Origin of the sequence: Pseudoalteromonas sp. SG45-3 (assembly GCF_014164075.1) — a bacterium.
GTDB lineage: Bacteria > Pseudomonadota > Gammaproteobacteria > Enterobacterales > Alteromonadaceae > Pseudoalteromonas > Pseudoalteromonas distincta.
This window is the reverse complement of sequence record NZ_JACJEN010000018.1, coordinates 1-15,821: the sequence shown is the minus strand read 5'-3', so window position 1 is coordinate 15,821 and position 15,821 is coordinate 1. Positions and strand designations below refer to the sequence as shown.

Sequence of the window (15,821 nt, the reverse complement as noted above, 5' to 3'; positions counted from 1 at the left end):
GCTTTATCCTCAGTATGTTTTGAAGAGGATGGCAATTATGCGCCTTTTACTGCCTTTATTATTTTTAAATTTAGCTGCTTGTAACTTGGTGCCACCACCAGAACCAAGTGTGCCTACAAATGCACCTAAAGCGGCCATGGCTCCTTTTACGGTTAATGATTATGTAGTGAATTTAACGTCGCAACTTAACCACCTAAATGGAGCGTTAAATGCTAATGCACGTGTTGGCGTTAGTAGCTTCTTCTATGCAGACGCACTAGATACAAAATTAGTGACAGGGCAGGCCTCAGGCTTAAGTCAGCAGATCCAAGAAAGTCTGCTTACGCAATTTACTCAACTGGGTTATCACACCGTTGAGTACAGACTTGGGAATAACCTTTCTTTATCAGAAAACTCAGACAGTATTTTAAGTCGCGATTTAGGTAAATTACGTAATCGCCAAAATATTGACTTGGTTATCACAGGAACAGTGACTCGCCAGCAGCATGCATACATAGTTAATGCACGGCTTGTGAATATAGAAAATAAACAGGTGCTCTCTGCGGGAAGTACCGAGATCCCAATTAATGTAATGTGGGGCAATGAGAAAATTCAGCAGCGTGACGGACTTTTATACCGAAGCGAATACTAATTTGGAGCACAAAATGAAAAACCTATTAATTACATTATGCTTACCACTGGGCTTTGGTTGCTCTCAAATACTAGGCACAATGAATACAGACACCGCAACACCACAAAGTGAGCAAAGCAATCAACTGGTGAGTAACCAACGCGACGTTGCAGCGCCTGTTTCTGACGATAACTTATTTCAGTCAGGAATGGCTCCACAAGATAACTACACAAAAGCAACACCGCCAATGCGTAAAAATATTAACCATTATGTGCGCGGCATAATGCAAGACATGGTTGAAAACTTACAGTACGTAAGTGAACAAACACCATTAGCTGTTTCGAGTTTTATTTTTTTAGATGAAGACTACAACGATGGTAGCTTACTAGGGAATCAAATTGCAGAAAGCTTCATGCATGAATTACACAGCTTTGGTGTACCCGTTATTGATTTTAAAACAACTGATTATATGCGCGTTACCTCAACAGGCGACTTTGTATTTAGTCGCGACTATTTAGAGCTAAATCAAGATCAAAACTTTAAGTATGTACTAGCCGGTACGCTTGTAAACCATCAAGGTGGTGTACTTGTTAATGCACGTATTGTTGGGCTAGAAAGTAAGGCCGTAGTAGGTTCTGCACAAGGGTTTATTCCACAGTCGGTTGTTGATGCGCTTAATAGTAGCTATCGCACTGATGGCATAATGTTAAAACAAGCAAGCAAGTGAGATAATTATGTATAGTAAATTATTAAACCGCTTTATCGTTTTTTTTGCTTTAGCTAATTTAACTGGTTGTGCCTTTACTCAAAATAATGAAAGTGCTGAAATGAATGCATCTTCAACCACACAAGTAAATTATGACTTAGCAAGCATGCTTAAAACAGCTGAGCAAAAATCAACTCAAGACGATGCTAACGGCAATCAATTTACACCACTTCAGCACCATAAAACACTTGCTAACTATGTAGAGCAAATGGCACTTGATTTGGTTGATACGCTTGAGTTTGAAAGTGATACCGACACCAATATTAATATTGCCGTTACTACCTTAGTAGATCTTGATTCATCGCTTACTAAAAGTAATCAATTGGGTAATCAAATTTCTGAAACATTAATTCATCAGTTACAAAAGTTTGGTTATGGCGTGGTTGATTTTAAAACAACCCAAAAAATAGATGTAAATAGTCGTGGTGATTTTGCTTTTTCGCGTGATATTGAAAAGCTTAGCGAAGAGCAAATGGCGAGCCATGTATTAGCGGGTACATTAATTTATCGCAGTGATGCTGTTGTTGTAAATACACGTGTAATTAACGCGCATACAAAAAAAATCGTCGCGAGTAGTCGAAAACTAATCCCAATTTATGTACTAAATAAAGAAGATATATACTTATCAAGTAATTAAGTTCAGTTGTCGCTTGATATAAAAAACCAGATGCCGTTATAATTCACACCTCTAAGCACTCAGCTTATTTGTGGCCTCTTAGTTAAATGGATATAACGGCCCCCTCCTAAGGGGCAGTTGCAGGTTCGATTCCTGCAGGGGCTACCAATTCATGTTTTTCATAGTAATTCATATTAGTTTATATTGACTCGTATCAAGTCAGTCTCCTTTCTTACCTGTTGCATTTAAAGGTTTTGATGGTTTTTCCTGAACGAACTTAAACCTTCATGATGGCTTTCTATATTCCATATCTTTAGTTACACTCATAGTTACACCGAATCGTTTTGTCGATTTTGATGTAACTAAAATCGCTGTAATTCAGTTAAACAAATGAAAATTAAAGGAAGAATGAGGATCTTGATTTTAGTATCCCATTTTTAGGGTTAGCTACCTGTTCGATAGTGGAGTGAAAACGTGCCTAGATTAACAACCCCTTTGAATGATACGCAGATAAAAAATGCGAAACCAAAAGCAAGTGAATACCTGTTGTCGGATGGTGGCGGGTTAGGCTTGCGTATAAAAAAGAATGGCTCTAAAACGTGGCTGTTTAATTACTACCGTCCGCACATCAAAAAGCGAGCGCAAATAAGTTTTGGTGTTTACCCTGCGGTACCATTAGCAGCGGCTAGAAAAAAACGTGACGAAGCAAGGGCGTTACTTGCTGATGATATTGACCCTAAAGAATACAGAGAAGAAATTCAGAGCACCAAAGCAACTGAGGCAAAGAATACCTTTGAAGCAGTAGCAACTGAATGGCTAAAGCTAAAAACAGTAAAAGTAAGTGAGCGGCACTCATTTAATATTTTACGAGGATTTGAAATACATGTTTATCCTGCGCTTGGTAAAGTGCCGATAAGTAAATTATCCGCACAGTTAACCATTGAAACGCTGCGCCCTTTAGAGGCAGCGAATAAGCTCGATATGCTAGGCCGCTTATGCCAGCGTATTAATGAAGTGATGGATTATGCGGTTAATACTGGGCGTATGCCGATCAATCATCTTCATAGTATCGCTAAAGCGTTTGATACTGTTAAGCATACTAATATGCCTACGGTAGCCCCTGAACAGCTGCCAATGCTTTTAGCAACCGTTAACGATGCTCGTTTAAAGCTTATTACTAAATGCTTGTTTGAGTGGCAACTTCATACAATGGCTAGACCAGCAGAGGCAGCGGGGGCAACGTGGAGTGAAATTGATTTTGATAATCGAGTGTGGAATATACCTGCTGAGCGTATGAAAAAGCGCAAGCCGCAAGCGATCCCCTTAACCCCGCAAGTGTTATCACTGCTGGAGTATTTAAAGCCTATTAGCGGACACCGTGATTTTATATTCCCTTCTGATAACAACCCACGTACCCACCTAAGCCGAGAGACATTAGGCGCAGCACTCAGGCGTATGGGCTTACAAGGCAAGCAGACAGCTCACGGCTTACGCGCACTAGCTAGTACCACTTTAAACGCACAAGGTTTTGACTCTGATTTAATTGAGGCAGCACTAGCGCACGTTGATAAAAACCAAGTACGCGCAGCTTACAACCGAACCGACTATTTAGAGCGCAGACGTAAAATGATGTGCTGGTGGTCTGATCATATTGAAGCGGCTAGCAAAGGTGATTACTCGGTCACTGGTAGCCAGCATTTAAAAGTAGTTTAAGGATTAGCTAATGGACGAATTTGTAACTTTTAATGCTGCTTTGGCTTTGATTGCTTCTAGTAAAGAAACAGATATAAATGTAAAAGCGATTAAATTAATCGACCTTTATTTGAATGGTGATATTGATTTATATATCGAGTTAAACGGCAAGCGCGGAAAACGGAGTTTTCCATATAGCCCACTACCGCAAACGTATAACTGGCTAGATGATTTGCTTCGACTTGTAGAAGATGGGAAGGGGGATGATACTCTTAAAAGCATCGACCACTTAGCAAAAAAAGGTTGGGATAGTAATTCAAGCGCTGAGGTACAAAGTCTAGTTTTTTCAGCTGTTAAAGATGCTTACTACACTCGGGTAGATGACGGGAAAGAGGTCAGGTATGCACCAAATGAACTTATTGAAAAGTCTTTTTTAAGTAGTGCCGAGGGAGCTTCTAGGCAACAAATAAAGCATTCATATGATTATGAATGTTCATATTTCTCAGAAGATGAGCTTTATAAGTTAGAGGGCACTTTTAAAGTTCCTTTGGACGAAGGAAGTTGTCACTTAGAGTGTTTTAAAAAAGTCCTATTTTATGATGAATGTGATGATGAGTTGAGCGAGAGGGGTATTGATCTACCAATGGGAGGGATTAATAGAGTAGCCTCATTAGACGGACAAATATGGACGCTATATAGCCATGAAACGCATAAATCCAACATGCCTAACTTAAAAGATGCTGAGCCGCATCCAGATATAATATTTCCTGATATTAATGTGTTTTTGTTGAAGCGTGATCAGGTTGTATCGGTTGATAAAGTAAATTCAGAGGTTGTTAAACGACCTAATGCGGCAAAAAGGAATCAGGATACTCGTAATCAGATACTAGAGGCCGCTCTATACGAGTTGGCAAATAATTACAAAGAGTGTTTGAAAAGTGGTGTGGTAATGGCTTCAAAAGTAGTAAAGGCTTTTACTTCTAATCATAAAACTCATTGGCCTGAGGGCTGCGGAATTGATAAAGACACAGGAGAAATAAAAAGCGTTCCTTTAAGTAACGAAAGAATGGAAAAGCTTGTCCGAGACGCAATTAGAAAGAAAAATTAAAATTTAATTATTAAATATCAGAGTATTAGATTAGCTAACAGTTAACTAACGTTAGCTGGCAGGAAATTTATTTTTGAGCCCTTAATATTCGCCTTGACCTAATAAAATAGAAGGTAAAAGGCGATGACAGATAGAATTTTAAAATTAGATGATGTTGTGAAAATTACAGGCGCTAGCGTATCTACAATTAACCGCTGGGAAAAGGCTGGTAAGTTCCCTGTTAGAAAAAAGCTAGGTATTAAGGCTATGGGCTGGCTTGAAAGCGACATTCAGCAATGGCTTGAAAACCTGCCAAGTGTAAAACATCATAAAGGGGCAGCTTAATGTGTGTTGTAAGCGGTAGTAACGCCGTAAGCCCTGCTCCTAAAAAGCCGCAGTCTAAAACAGAGCGAGCTAACCTATATACTCTTGCTCATCCTGAAGGTGCGACTGAATTAGATATTTTACGTAATGCCGGTTTATCGAGTGGAAGAAACTACTTTACAGATCTTGAACGTGAGTATGATTTTACATTTACACGCGAAAAAATACCAAACTCAGATGGTATCGGTGGTCATTTAAAATATAGTTTTAGCTCATTAGATATTGCTGAAACCATCATAAAAGCCATAAATAAAAGCCGTATTAAACGCAAATTAGCTGAGTTCACACCAGAGCAAACAGCTGAACTTTTAAAGCCAATAATGCACCTCCTGGGAAGCTAGGAGGTTATATGGTTAAGCTTAATGACTTAATTAACCGTGGTGATGTAATTAGTATCATAAACGGCAAATTAAATATTACCCCCAACAGTGGAAAGCCGGTTCCTAGTGACTGGCTCCACATCTATCAAAACACTTTACTAAGCCAGTTAAGCTGTGTGATCGCACAGCCTATATACCAATTTAGACAGTTTAAAGTTGGACGATATTTGAGTAAATACGATGGGCTAACAATGAGCTTTACTGATTTGAGTTCCCACGAAGATTACTACACAATTTTTAACGTATCATTGGATCGTAAAAAAAAGTCAGGGCGCTTAAATGGAAAACTTTTTAATCCACCAGCACAAGGAGCGTTACTCAAATTCTGGAGTTGCTCAAACTTACCAAAACCAAGAAGGCCAAGTGAACTTTATAAAAAAATAAATATTATGAAAAACTACCTTTGGCAAGCAGAGATAAGAAAAGGGAATAAACTCGACTCTAAAACACTTTGCTTAGCAAACATAACATATCAGCAAATTATAGAAGCGGTTAATCGTGGCGTTTTAGCGACAGGCGAAGGGCAAAACGGTGGCACTCTTGCGGCACTTAGCCGTGGCAATATAGCGGGGCATGTTTATGGGGCATTAAACAGTGGCAGCGAAAATGCTAATAGCCACATATACCAAGGCACAGAAAATGGTGAGACTACGAGTATGAGTAACTACGGATATTGTGAATCACGGACATTAAATAATACGGAGTTTCATAGCCACGGTATAAGTAAACAAGGTAGTGCGGTAAAAGGTAAAGCTATACCCCCTTCTATAGAGCAAGAAGAGGAAGTATATTTAAAACGAAAACCACAAGAGCAAACTGTAGCCGAGTGGCTAGATGATTACGATAATGCTTAGCAGTTGTTGTAAACTTTAATATTGCAAAAATATCACTTGTTTACCTGTTCTAAAAACGCTTTTTATAAACGGAACAACGCGGAACAAATAGCGGAACAATTATATTTATAAGCACATGATAGAATAATGATTTTTTATTTTATCGGAACATAAAAAGCGGTAAATAAACGATTTGTCCGCTTCGCTATTTTGTATAGAAGTTACAATTTTATTTTTTAATATCTCATAATTTAGTTTACCTTTTATTTTTGCTTATTAACCGTATTTTATATAGCATCACTAAATAGCATGAAACGCGTTGAATCAACGAGTTGTGCGCACTCATAGCGCAGTATTTAGGGATGGTTTAAGTTATGGATAAAAGAAAGCTCAGCGAAACCGATATAATCAGTAAGTTTATTCTACCCGCAGTTAAAACCGCAGGGTGGGACGACATAACTCAAATACGCCAAGAGGTTAAACTACGTGACGGTAAAGTAATCGTACGTGGGCAACTTGGTGTACGTAAAACGGTTAAATCGGCTGACATAGTACTTTACCATAAACCCAGTATGCCGCTTGCTGTTATTGAAGCTAAAGCGAATAAGCACGAAGTAGGCAAAGGCCTTCAACAAGGCTTAGATTACGCAAGGCTGCTCGATGTGCCGTTTATATTCGCCTCTAATGGCGATGGCTTTATCTTTCACGATAAAACTAAGCTAGGCACGCCAGATGCGCATAACCTTGAAACCGAAATACGCTTAGAAGACTTTCCATCACCGCAAGAGCTTTGGGCTAAATATTGTGCCTACAAAGGCTATACAGAATCGCAACTCCCTATAATCAACCAAGCCTATTATGACGATGGTAGCGGTAAGCACCCGCGTTACTACCAGCTCCAAGCAATTAATAAAACAGTTGAGGCTATATCGTCAGGTAAAGACCGCGTACTCCTCGTTATGGCAACAGGAACCGGTAAAACCTATACCGCGTTTCAAATCATTTGGCGCTTATGGAAATCACGCGCTAAAAAACGCATATTATTTTTAGCCGACCGCAACATATTAGTTGATCAAACACGTATTAACGACTTTCAGCCATTTGGTACTTCAATGACCAAAATTACCGGCAGAACAATCGATCCTGCTTACGAAATACACCTAGCACTATACCAAGCGCTAACGGGGCCAGAAGAATCTCAAAAAGCGTTTAAGCAAGTAGACCCTGACTTTTTCGACCTCATTATTATTGACGAGTGCCACCGTGGTAGCGCAAGTGAAGATAGCGCTTGGCGCGAAATACTCACTTACTTTAAAGGTGCTGCTCAAATTGGCTTAACAGCTACACCAAAAGAAACTAACGAAGTTTCAAACTCTGATTACTTTGGCGACCCTGCTTATACCTATTCCCTAAAAGAAGGTATTGAAGATGGCTTTTTGGCGCCATACAAAGTGGTACGTGTTGATCTTGATGTTGACCTACAAGGCTGGCGACCAACAAAAGGGCAGGTTGATAACAACGGTGAAGTAATACAAGACCGAATATACAACCAAAAAGACTTTGACCGCACAATGGTAATTGACGAGCGAACACAGCTGGTGGCTGAAACCATTACCAACTATTTAAAACGTACAGACCCTATGGCTAAAACCATAGTGTTTTGTAACGACATAGATCACGCCGAACGTATGCGCCGTGCCATTGCCAACTTAAACCCAGAGCAAATGGCAAAAAACGATAAATACGTAATGAAGATCACCGGCGATGACGAACTAGGTAAAGGTCAGCTCGATAACTTTATAAACCCTAAACGTCCATACCCAGTTATTGCTACCACCTCAGAGCTTATGACCACAGGGGTAGACGCTAAAACCTGTAAGCTAGTAGTGCTTGATCAAAACATACAATCAATGACCAAGTTTAAACAAATCATTGGCCGTGGTACCCGTATTGACGATCGCTACGGTAAGCTTTGGTTTACGATACTCGACTTTAAAAAAGCCACCGAATTATTTGCCGATGAACGCTTTGATGGCACACCAGAAAAAATAATAAAAGTAACGCCCACTGATATTGAAGACGAAGACATTGATCTTGAATCACAAGATGATACAACCGGCCCAGAAACACCAGACAAGGTATTTGGCGACCAAACCACTGACGATACAACAGATGCCAACAACGACACCATTAACGACCCCAAAGGCGATGGCACGCTTGATGGCGAATGGGACGACGAAACTAACAAAATGGTTAAGTACCGTGTATCAGGTGTTACCGTTAATAAAGTGGCAGAGCGAGTCCAGTATTACGATACCGACGGTAAACTTGTTACCGAGTCATTTATAGATTACACCCGTAAAACCATGAGCAAGCAATACAGCTCACTGGATGACTTTGTAAAACGCTGGAATGAATCAGACCGTAAACAAGCCGTAATAGATGAGCTTGCCGAAGAAGGCATTATTTGGTCAGCGCTTGAGGAAGAAGTTGGCAAAGACATGGACCCATTTGATATGATCTGCCATGTAGTTTACGACCAACCACCCCTTACCCGTAAAGAGCGCGCAGATAACGTACAAAAGCGTAACTATTTCACTAAATATTCGGGAACCGCGCACACCGTACTTGAAAACCTTCTGTTAAAATACGCCGATGTAGGCGTGCAAGAAATTGAATCTATGCAAGCACTTAAAGTGGCGCCATTTAACGAAATTGGCAGCCTAAGTGAAATAGTAAAAAAAGGCTTTGGTGGCAAACCACAATATGAGCAAGCACTTAAAGAGCTCGAGGCCGAAATTTACCAAATGCCAGTGCCTAAAACAGCCTAAAGTTATGTTTGCTGATGCTATGTATTAGCGTCAGCAAATATTAACCCATTTAAAGTAAACAGCTTTCATAGTCGCTTTTAGCCGCTGTTTATAAAAATAATCAAACAAGAGAATACTATGTCTATCAGTTCAGCTATTAAATCCATTCAAGATATTATGCGTAAAGACGCCGGTGTCGATGGCGACGCACAACGCCTTGGCCAAATGTCGTGGTTACTTTTTTTAAAAGTGTTCGACGCGCAAGAAGAAGAGCTAGAGCTTGAATTAGACGACTACCGCGAGCCAATCCCCGAGCAATTTTTATGGCGCAATTGGGCGGCCGATAACGAGGGTATAACGGGCGATGAGCTGTTAGAGTTTGTAAACGATAAGCTTTTTCCAGAGCTTAAAAATCTCACCGCACCCATAGATAAAAATCCACGCGGCTATGTAGTAACCCAAGCCTTTAGCGATGCCTTTAACTACATGAAAAATGGCACGCTACTGCGCCAGGTTATTAATAAACTAAACGAAATAGACTTTACCGACTCAAAAGAGCGCCACTTATTTGGCGACCTGTACGAGCAAATATTAAAAGACTTACAAAGCGCTGGTAACGCGGGCGAGTTTTATACCCCGCGCGCCATTACTAAATTTATAGTGGCAGTAACCGACCCAAAACTAGGCGAGTCTATTATGGACCCAGCCTGTGGTACCGGTGGATTTTTAGCGTGTGCGTTTGACCATGTAAAAGCAAACTATGTTAAATCGGGCGACGATCACCAAATATTGCAAAAGCAAATACACGGTGTAGAGAAAAAACAACTCCCGCACTTACTGTGTACTACCAACATGATGCTTCACGGCATTGAGGTACCGGTACAAGTTAAACACGGTAATACCCTAAATAAACCGCTTTCAAGCTGGGATGACCAAGTAGATGTAATCATCACCAACCCTCCGTTTGGCGGCACTGAAGAAGATGGCATAGAGAAAAACTTCCCAAGCGACATGCAAACTCGCGAAACAGCCGATTTGTTCTTACAGCTCATTATAGAAGTGCTCAACACTAAAGGTCGCGCCGCAGTGGTATTGCCAGACGGCACCTTGTTTGGTGAAGGCGTAAAAACCAAAATTAAAAAGCTATTGGTAGAGGAATGTAACTTACATACCATAATACGCTTACCCAATGGCGTATTTGCCCCGTACACCAGCATTAAAACTAACATACTGTTTTTTACCAAAGGTACGCCAACAAAAGACGTGTGGTTTTACGAGCACCCATACCCAGCAGGCGTTAAAAACTACAACAAAACCAAACCAATGAAGTTTGAAGAGTTTAAAACTGAACTCGAATGGTGGGGTAACGAAGCAGACGGCTTTGCCAGCCGTACAGAGACCGAGCAAGCGTGGAAAGTATCAATCGACGATATTATTGCTCGTAACTACAACCTCGACATTAAAAACCCGCATGTAGGCGAGGTAATCAGCCATAACCCAGAAGAGTTACTAGCCGATTACTCAAAGCAGCAAGCTGACATACAAGCACTGCGCGATCAGCTAAAAGGCATATTGTCAGCAGCGCTTTCAAAAGATGTTGAGGGCAAGTGATGGCTGAGTCAAAAACACCAAGCATAAACGCTGAGCAGTTAATCACCGAGCACCTTGATATTTGGACCACTGCAATAGAGCAAAAGTCATCATCAGGGCGTGGCTCATCTAAAAAGTTTTCGCTTCACGGCATAAAAAAGCTGCGTGAACTTATTTTAGAGCTCGCAGTGCGTGGCAAGTTAGTGCCACAAGATCCAAACGATGAATCGGCATCAGTATTGCTTGAGCGTATAGCTGCTGAAAAAGCGCAATTGGTTAAAGATAAAAAAATTAAGAAGCAAAGTTTAGTTAAGGAGATGGAGGGAGTACCTGAAACTGATATAGACCTCCCTGAAGGATGGTGTTTAGCATATATTCCACAAATTATTGCACATGAAGATTATGCGATTAAGCGGGGGCCATTTGGTAGTTCTTTGAAAAAGGCATACTTTGTTGAAAGTGGATATAAAGTTTATGAGCAACAGCATGCGATTAATGATGATTTCTTCCGCGGAGAATATTATATTGATTCGGATAAGTTTGAGGAACTTAAAGCATTTGAAGTAAAGCCTAATGATTTAATTATTAGTTGCTCAGGTACCGTCGGTAAAGTTGCGATTGCTCCACCAAATATGGAGCGAGGTATCATTAATCAAGCTTTATTAAAAATAGCTCTGAATAATAATGCGCTAACGAATGAGTATTTTAAAATCTTATTTCCAGCCTTCTACATGATGACTGATACACTTTCTGATTTGAAAGGTACAGCTCAAAAAAACATGGTTTCGGTGGATACATTAAAAAAAGAGCCTTTTCCATATCCACCACTAAAAGAGCAACATCGCATCGTTGCAAAAGTCGATGAGTTAATGGACTTGTGTGATGCGCTTGAGGCGCAAACTGAAAATAGTATTACGGCACATCAAACATTAGTTGAAGTGCTGTTAGAGGCCTTGCTGAAAGCACCAGAGCAAACCGCAACACCCGAACAAATAGCTGAACAGTTCCAACAAAACTGGCAACGTTTAAGCGAGCACTTCGACACGCTATTCACCACCACCGCCAGCATCGACACACTAAAGCAAACCATTTTACAACTAGCAGTAATGGGCAAACTCGTCCCACAAAACCCAAACGACGAACCCGCCGCCAAACTCCTAGAGCGCATAGCAGCAGAAAAAAATCAGCTGATTAAAGACAAAAAAATCAAAAAGCAAAAACCACTGCCTGAAATTACCGACGAAGAAAAACCGTTTGAATTACCCAATGGGTGGGAGTGGTGCCGGTTACAAGATTCGATAGATGTAAGAGATGGCACTCATGACTCACCTAAAGATGCTAATGGTGGTGAAACATATCCTCTAGTAACAAGTAAAGACTTCAAAGATGGCAGCATTAATTTTAAATCAGCTAGGCAAATATCTGCTGAAGATCATATTGAAATTTCTAAAAGGTCACATGTAGAAGTTGACGATATACTCTTTTCTATGATTGGAGGAAATATTGGTAATCAAGTAATAGTAAAAGATAGTAGAGAGTTTAGTATTAAAAATGTAGCTCTATTTAAATACTATGATAAGAAGATTACTGCGCCTTATTATTTTAAAATTTATACTGAAAATTTAGCTAGTGTTTTGCAAGAAAGCGCAAAAGGTGGTGCCCAGCCATTCATATCTTTGGGCGCTTTAAGGAAGTTGGTGTTTGCTTTACCACCAATTGAAGAACAACACCGCATTGTTGCCAAAGCCGATGAGCTAATGACACTGTGCGACCAACTCAAAGCCAGTTTAACCGACGCACAAAAGACTAAACTCCACCTAACAGACGCCATAGTCGAGCAGACGTTGTAAGTAGGATATATTATGAGCCAAACATATAACGTTTATTGTGACGAGTCTTGTCACTTAGAAAATGACAAGCAAAAAGCCATGGTGCTGGGCGCAGTATGGTGTGCTACAGATAAGCGACGAGAGGTTGCTGAGCGCATTCGTGAGATAAAGCAAAAACACGGTTTATCAAAACAATTTGAGATTAAGTGGACTAAGGTCAGCCCCAGTAAACTGGCGTTTTATTTAGATGTGATTGATTATTTTTTTGATGACGATGATCTACATTTTAGGGGCGTAGTAGCACCAGATAAAAATATTTTAGAGCATGGTAAGTTTGGTCAAAGTCATGATGATTGGTATTACAAAATGTACTTTGTGATGTTAAAAGCTATTTTTAAACCACAATCAAAATACCGTGTTTATATTGATATTAAGGACACGCTTGGCGCTGAAAAAATAAGTACGTTACATGATGTGCTTTGTAATAACGCTTATGACTATTCACGCAAAATGGTAGAGCGTATTCAACAAGTTCATTCAGACGAAGCAGAGCAGTTACAGCTAGCAGATTTATTAATTGGCGCTTTGTCTTATCTTCATCGGGGCTTAAGCGAAAGCACCGCTAAAAATGCTATTATTGAGCGTATCCGTAAACGTAGCGGATATGCGCTGTTAAAAAACACCTTACAAATGGAAACCAAGTTTAACTTATTGATTTGGGAGCCAAGACCATGACAGCTAATACACTCCCAGAGTGGTTGCCAGATCTCATTTTATTACAAGATTTTAACGGTGACTGGAATGCCTTTTTTGATTTTATATATACTTGCTTTGAAAAAGACTTTGTTTTGACTAAACCAATTTATAGAGGTAAGCGATTAGGGTTAAAAAGGCACCCTGAGTATGATGGCAAATCAGCAACGTTTTGGCATATGATGAGCGAAGGCAGTAATGAAGCAGAAAGAACACCAGATATGCGTCGCTGTGAGCGAATATGCTGGCCTAAACCAATTATTGACAATAGTACCGACCCTTTACTCAAAGTATGGTCAGAAAAGCGCGGTAGTAGCCAGCGTATACATATTTGGTTTGAAGCTGAAGGCTATTTAGTAGTGCTAGATGACAGAAAAGATTTTATTTTACCCTGGACTGCTTTTTATATTGAATATGAGCACCAACGTAAGAAGTACAATAAGCGTTGGGAAAGGAATAAAAGCTGAACTGAGAGAGGGGAAAAGCTAGTCTCGCCTTCCGAAGAAGGCGGAACCGTAACTCCTTCTACACTTATACGTAAACGTTGGTAGATGAGATAGGAAGATCATACGGTCGGATCAGGTATTAATCAAGGTTAATTACAAAATAATTAGTAAAATACTGCTAATTATTTTGATAGGTTCGGTCAAGACAGCGTTATATAAAGCAATATGTGTAACTTATTTTAGAGGAATATGCGATTTATATTTTTCATACAGGTAGTCAATATCAGAAAGCTGCTGCTCATTCTCATCTAAATTTGTTTTTAATTCACCAAGAAGCGCGAAGTAGTCTTGGCTGCCCCAGGCTTCATACTCATACATTACAGGTTTCCCTTCACTTTCTGAAAACTTAGAACTTAATGATTTAAACGTAGTATGTTGATGTTTGATTAAAGAATTTAAATTGGCAGACGACTTATTAACTATTTTATAATTATATAATCGCGTTATTTTTGATATTAAAATGACTTCATCTACGAAGTCTTTAATATCAATAGAAGTAGTACCAAATATCATATCATTGCCATTTAGCTTATAAGGGGTTTTATACAAATCTCCGTTGTAATTACAGATAGAGCATCTCACTTGGTGATAGAGTGTTTCTAATAACTCTTCACGTGGATATTCATTATTTTCGCTAAATTTAGTAAGTAAAGCATGAAGGACTGACACGCATCGAGTAATAGCTAAACTTATACAAAACTTGTTCGCACCAAAGTGAATTTCCCAGCCTCGACTACCTCGCTCTATATTTCTCGAATGCCTAGGTGCTCTAACCCAACCACTTTTAGGGTGATCCCACCAAACAGAATTTTGAATAAAATGTTGGGCTGTTGTTAATGAAACAGAGGCATTATTAGACAGTGTATCTAAACGGTACCTACATACATCTAATTGTTTTTCAAAAGATAATTTATTGTCATATATATTCATTGCTTTCCTTAGCTTTATTAATCGTAGTGTGTTGTAGGCAAAAGTCCGGTGAACTCTACACTATCAATAACAAAAAAACTGAAATTTGACTATATGTATTTAGTGTTTAATGTAGTTAAGATATATGTTTTTAAGAGTTATTTAAAATGGTGACACACCTTACGTAATGAATATTAAAGGTAGGTAAAGCTTTTTAGTTACACTATAAGTTACACTGCCTGATTTTTGTTTTTATTATATCCTTATTAATCAATTTCATATGATTCTAGTTCGGTGGTTGCAGGGGCTACCAATTAAATCAAAGACTTAATCTTTATCCAAAACTAAGCGATACTAGCTACTTGTTTGGCCAACTTTAGTTCTTTAGTAATCTTTGAAACTTTCGCTCAAAAGTAAAAAGCTGCCGTTCAAATTACTATCTTTTGGATAATTGTGTATCCAAGCTGAAAGTCAGTTTTGTCATCGATATATATTTTCTTACCGCACATAAGGTAAAGTTCTTAATTAGCTATTTTGGGGCAAAGCAAACTCTGTTTTTACCAGATTTTTTAGCTATATATAACTTATCATCGGCTTTCCTTATTAATGAATTTAAATCTGAATCAGAATTGCTATAAAGTTCAACTGCTCCCATTGAGAATGTTATATTTGAAAGACCATCGACTTCAACCTTGGATAATTTACTTGAAAGACGCTCAAATAAATTTTTTGCTTCTTCAATTGAAGTAGCTGGTAGGATAAATAACCACTCTTCACCTCCCCAGCGACCAAATTTATCCATTGCTCTAATATTTTCTGAAGCAATATCTGCAAATTTCTTTAGCACAAAATCCCCCACATCATGCCCATAAATATCATTTATAGATTTAAAGTTATCTAAGTCAGCCAATAGTATTGTTAAATTTTGACATGAATCGCCCCGTGTTTGCCAGAGACTCAATAACTTGAGAAACTGGAACTATGAAAAAATCAAATCGCTATACATCAGAATTTCGTGAACGTGCAATTAGGCTTGTTACCACACAACAGCATGAA

Annotated in this window: 15 protein-coding genes and 1 tRNA gene; 14 read left to right on the top strand and 2 right to left on the bottom strand. The window is 39.2% G+C overall.

Annotated features, from left to right (window positions below; all coding sequences use genetic code 11):
- Positions 1–37: 37 nt before the first annotated feature.
- The 14 genes from H5126_RS16920 to H5126_RS16855 all read left to right on the top strand — a co-directional run bounded on the left by H5126_RS16920 (position 38) and on the right by H5126_RS16855 (position 13,817).
- The gene (locus H5126_RS16920) at positions 38–631 is read left to right on the top strand and encodes a FlgO family outer membrane protein (RefSeq protein ID WP_033021561.1); all 594 of its coding nucleotides are present in this window, start codon (positions 38–40) and stop codon (positions 629–631) included.
- Positions 632–644: 13 nt separating this feature from the next.
- Positions 645–1,337, top strand: a complete 693-nt coding sequence (locus H5126_RS16915) for a FlgO family outer membrane protein (protein WP_024589981.1) — start codon at positions 645–647, stop codon at positions 1,335–1,337.
- A gap of 7 nt (positions 1,338–1,344) precedes the next feature.
- Entirely contained in the window at positions 1,345–2,013 is a 669-nt protein-coding gene (locus H5126_RS16910) for a FlgO family outer membrane protein (RefSeq protein ID WP_182720296.1), read from the top strand.
- 72 nt (positions 2,014–2,085) lie between these two features.
- A tRNA-Arg gene (locus tag H5126_RS16905) sits at positions 2,086–2,160 on the top strand.
- Positions 2,161–2,466: 306 nt separating this feature from the next.
- Entirely contained in the window at positions 2,467–3,705 is a 1,239-nt protein-coding gene (locus H5126_RS16900; RefSeq protein ID WP_182720297.1) for an integrase domain-containing protein, read from the top strand.
- A gap of 10 nt (positions 3,706–3,715) precedes the next feature.
- On the top strand, positions 3,716–4,792 hold the full coding sequence (locus H5126_RS16895) for a hypothetical protein (RefSeq protein WP_182720298.1): 1,077 nt from the start codon (positions 3,716–3,718) through the stop codon (positions 4,790–4,792).
- 123 nt (positions 4,793–4,915) lie between these two features.
- A complete protein-coding gene (locus H5126_RS16890; protein ID WP_182720299.1) occupies positions 4,916–5,116 on the top strand; it encodes an AlpA family transcriptional regulator in 201 nt (66 codons plus the stop codon).
- Positions 5,116–5,496, top strand: coding sequence for a hypothetical protein (locus tag H5126_RS16885; RefSeq protein ID WP_182720300.1), 381 nt, complete (start codon positions 5,116–5,118; stop codon positions 5,494–5,496). The genes H5126_RS16890 and H5126_RS16885 overlap by 1 nt, the downstream gene beginning before the upstream one ends.
- A gap of 8 nt (positions 5,497–5,504) precedes the next feature.
- On the top strand, positions 5,505–6,389 hold the full coding sequence (locus tag H5126_RS16880) for a hypothetical protein (protein WP_182696090.1): 885 nt from the start codon (positions 5,505–5,507) through the stop codon (positions 6,387–6,389).
- Positions 6,390–6,742: 353 nt separating this feature from the next.
- Complete coding sequence (hsdR, locus tag H5126_RS16875) at positions 6,743–9,199, top strand: EcoAI/FtnUII family type I restriction enzme subunit R (RefSeq protein WP_182720301.1); 2,457 nt, start codon at positions 6,743–6,745, stop codon at positions 9,197–9,199.
- A gap of 117 nt (positions 9,200–9,316) precedes the next feature.
- Positions 9,317–10,789, top strand: a complete 1,473-nt coding sequence (locus H5126_RS16870; RefSeq protein ID WP_182720302.1) for an N-6 DNA methylase — start codon at positions 9,317–9,319, stop codon at positions 10,787–10,789.
- Complete coding sequence (locus H5126_RS16865) at positions 10,789–12,618, top strand: restriction endonuclease subunit S (RefSeq protein ID WP_182720303.1); 1,830 nt, start codon at positions 10,789–10,791, stop codon at positions 12,616–12,618. Before H5126_RS16870 ends, H5126_RS16865 begins: the two co-directional genes overlap by 1 nt.
- A 12-nt stretch (positions 12,619–12,630) precedes the next feature.
- Complete coding sequence (locus tag H5126_RS16860; RefSeq protein ID WP_182720304.1) at positions 12,631–13,332, top strand: DUF3800 domain-containing protein; 702 nt, start codon at positions 12,631–12,633, stop codon at positions 13,330–13,332.
- Positions 13,329–13,817, top strand: a complete 489-nt coding sequence (locus H5126_RS16855; protein ID WP_182720305.1) for a hypothetical protein — start codon at positions 13,329–13,331, stop codon at positions 13,815–13,817. Before H5126_RS16860 ends, H5126_RS16855 begins: the two co-directional genes overlap by 4 nt.
- A gap of 213 nt (positions 13,818–14,030) precedes the next feature.
- Here H5126_RS16855 and H5126_RS16850 read toward each other — a convergent pair whose 3' ends face one another.
- Both H5126_RS16850 and H5126_RS16845 read right to left on the bottom strand, forming a co-directional pair.
- Positions 14,031–14,786, bottom strand: coding sequence for a hypothetical protein (locus tag H5126_RS16850; RefSeq protein WP_182720306.1), 756 nt, complete (start codon positions 14,784–14,786; stop codon positions 14,031–14,033).
- 508 nt (positions 14,787–15,294) lie between these two features.
- Positions 15,295–15,726, bottom strand: coding sequence for a GGDEF domain-containing protein (locus tag H5126_RS16845; protein ID WP_259413182.1), 432 nt, complete (start codon positions 15,724–15,726; stop codon positions 15,295–15,297).
- Between the last annotated feature and the right edge of the window lie 95 nt (positions 15,727–15,821).

Coding starts and splice junctions, on each gene's coding strand:
- H5126_RS16870 (WP_182720302.1), top strand. CDS start 9,317: ATGTCTATCAGTTCAGCTATTAAATCCATTCAAGATATTATGCGTAAA.
- H5126_RS16865 (WP_182720303.1), top strand. CDS start 10,789: ATGGCTGAGTCAAAAACACCAAGCATAAACGCTGAGCAGTTAATCACC.
- H5126_RS16880 (WP_182696090.1), top strand. CDS start 5,505: ATGGTTAAGCTTAATGACTTAATTAACCGTGGTGATGTAATTAGTATC.
- H5126_RS16890 (WP_182720299.1), top strand. CDS start 4,916: ATGACAGATAGAATTTTAAAATTAGATGATGTTGTGAAAATTACAGGC.
- H5126_RS16920 (WP_033021561.1), top strand. CDS start 38: ATGCGCCTTTTACTGCCTTTATTATTTTTAAATTTAGCTGCTTGTAAC.
- H5126_RS16855 (WP_182720305.1), top strand. CDS start 13,329: ATGACAGCTAATACACTCCCAGAGTGGTTGCCAGATCTCATTTTATTA.
- H5126_RS16850 (WP_182720306.1), bottom strand. CDS start 14,786: ATGAATATATATGACAATAAATTATCTTTTGAAAAACAATTAGATGTA.
- H5126_RS16860 (WP_182720304.1), top strand. CDS start 12,631: ATGAGCCAAACATATAACGTTTATTGTGACGAGTCTTGTCACTTAGAA.
- H5126_RS16895 (WP_182720298.1), top strand. CDS start 3,716: ATGGACGAATTTGTAACTTTTAATGCTGCTTTGGCTTTGATTGCTTCT.
- hsdR (WP_182720301.1), top strand. CDS start 6,743: ATGGATAAAAGAAAGCTCAGCGAAACCGATATAATCAGTAAGTTTATT.
- H5126_RS16910 (WP_182720296.1), top strand. CDS start 1,345: ATGTATAGTAAATTATTAAACCGCTTTATCGTTTTTTTTGCTTTAGCT.
- H5126_RS16885 (WP_182720300.1), top strand. CDS start 5,116: ATGTGTGTTGTAAGCGGTAGTAACGCCGTAAGCCCTGCTCCTAAAAAG.
- H5126_RS16915 (WP_024589981.1), top strand. CDS start 645: ATGAAAAACCTATTAATTACATTATGCTTACCACTGGGCTTTGGTTGC.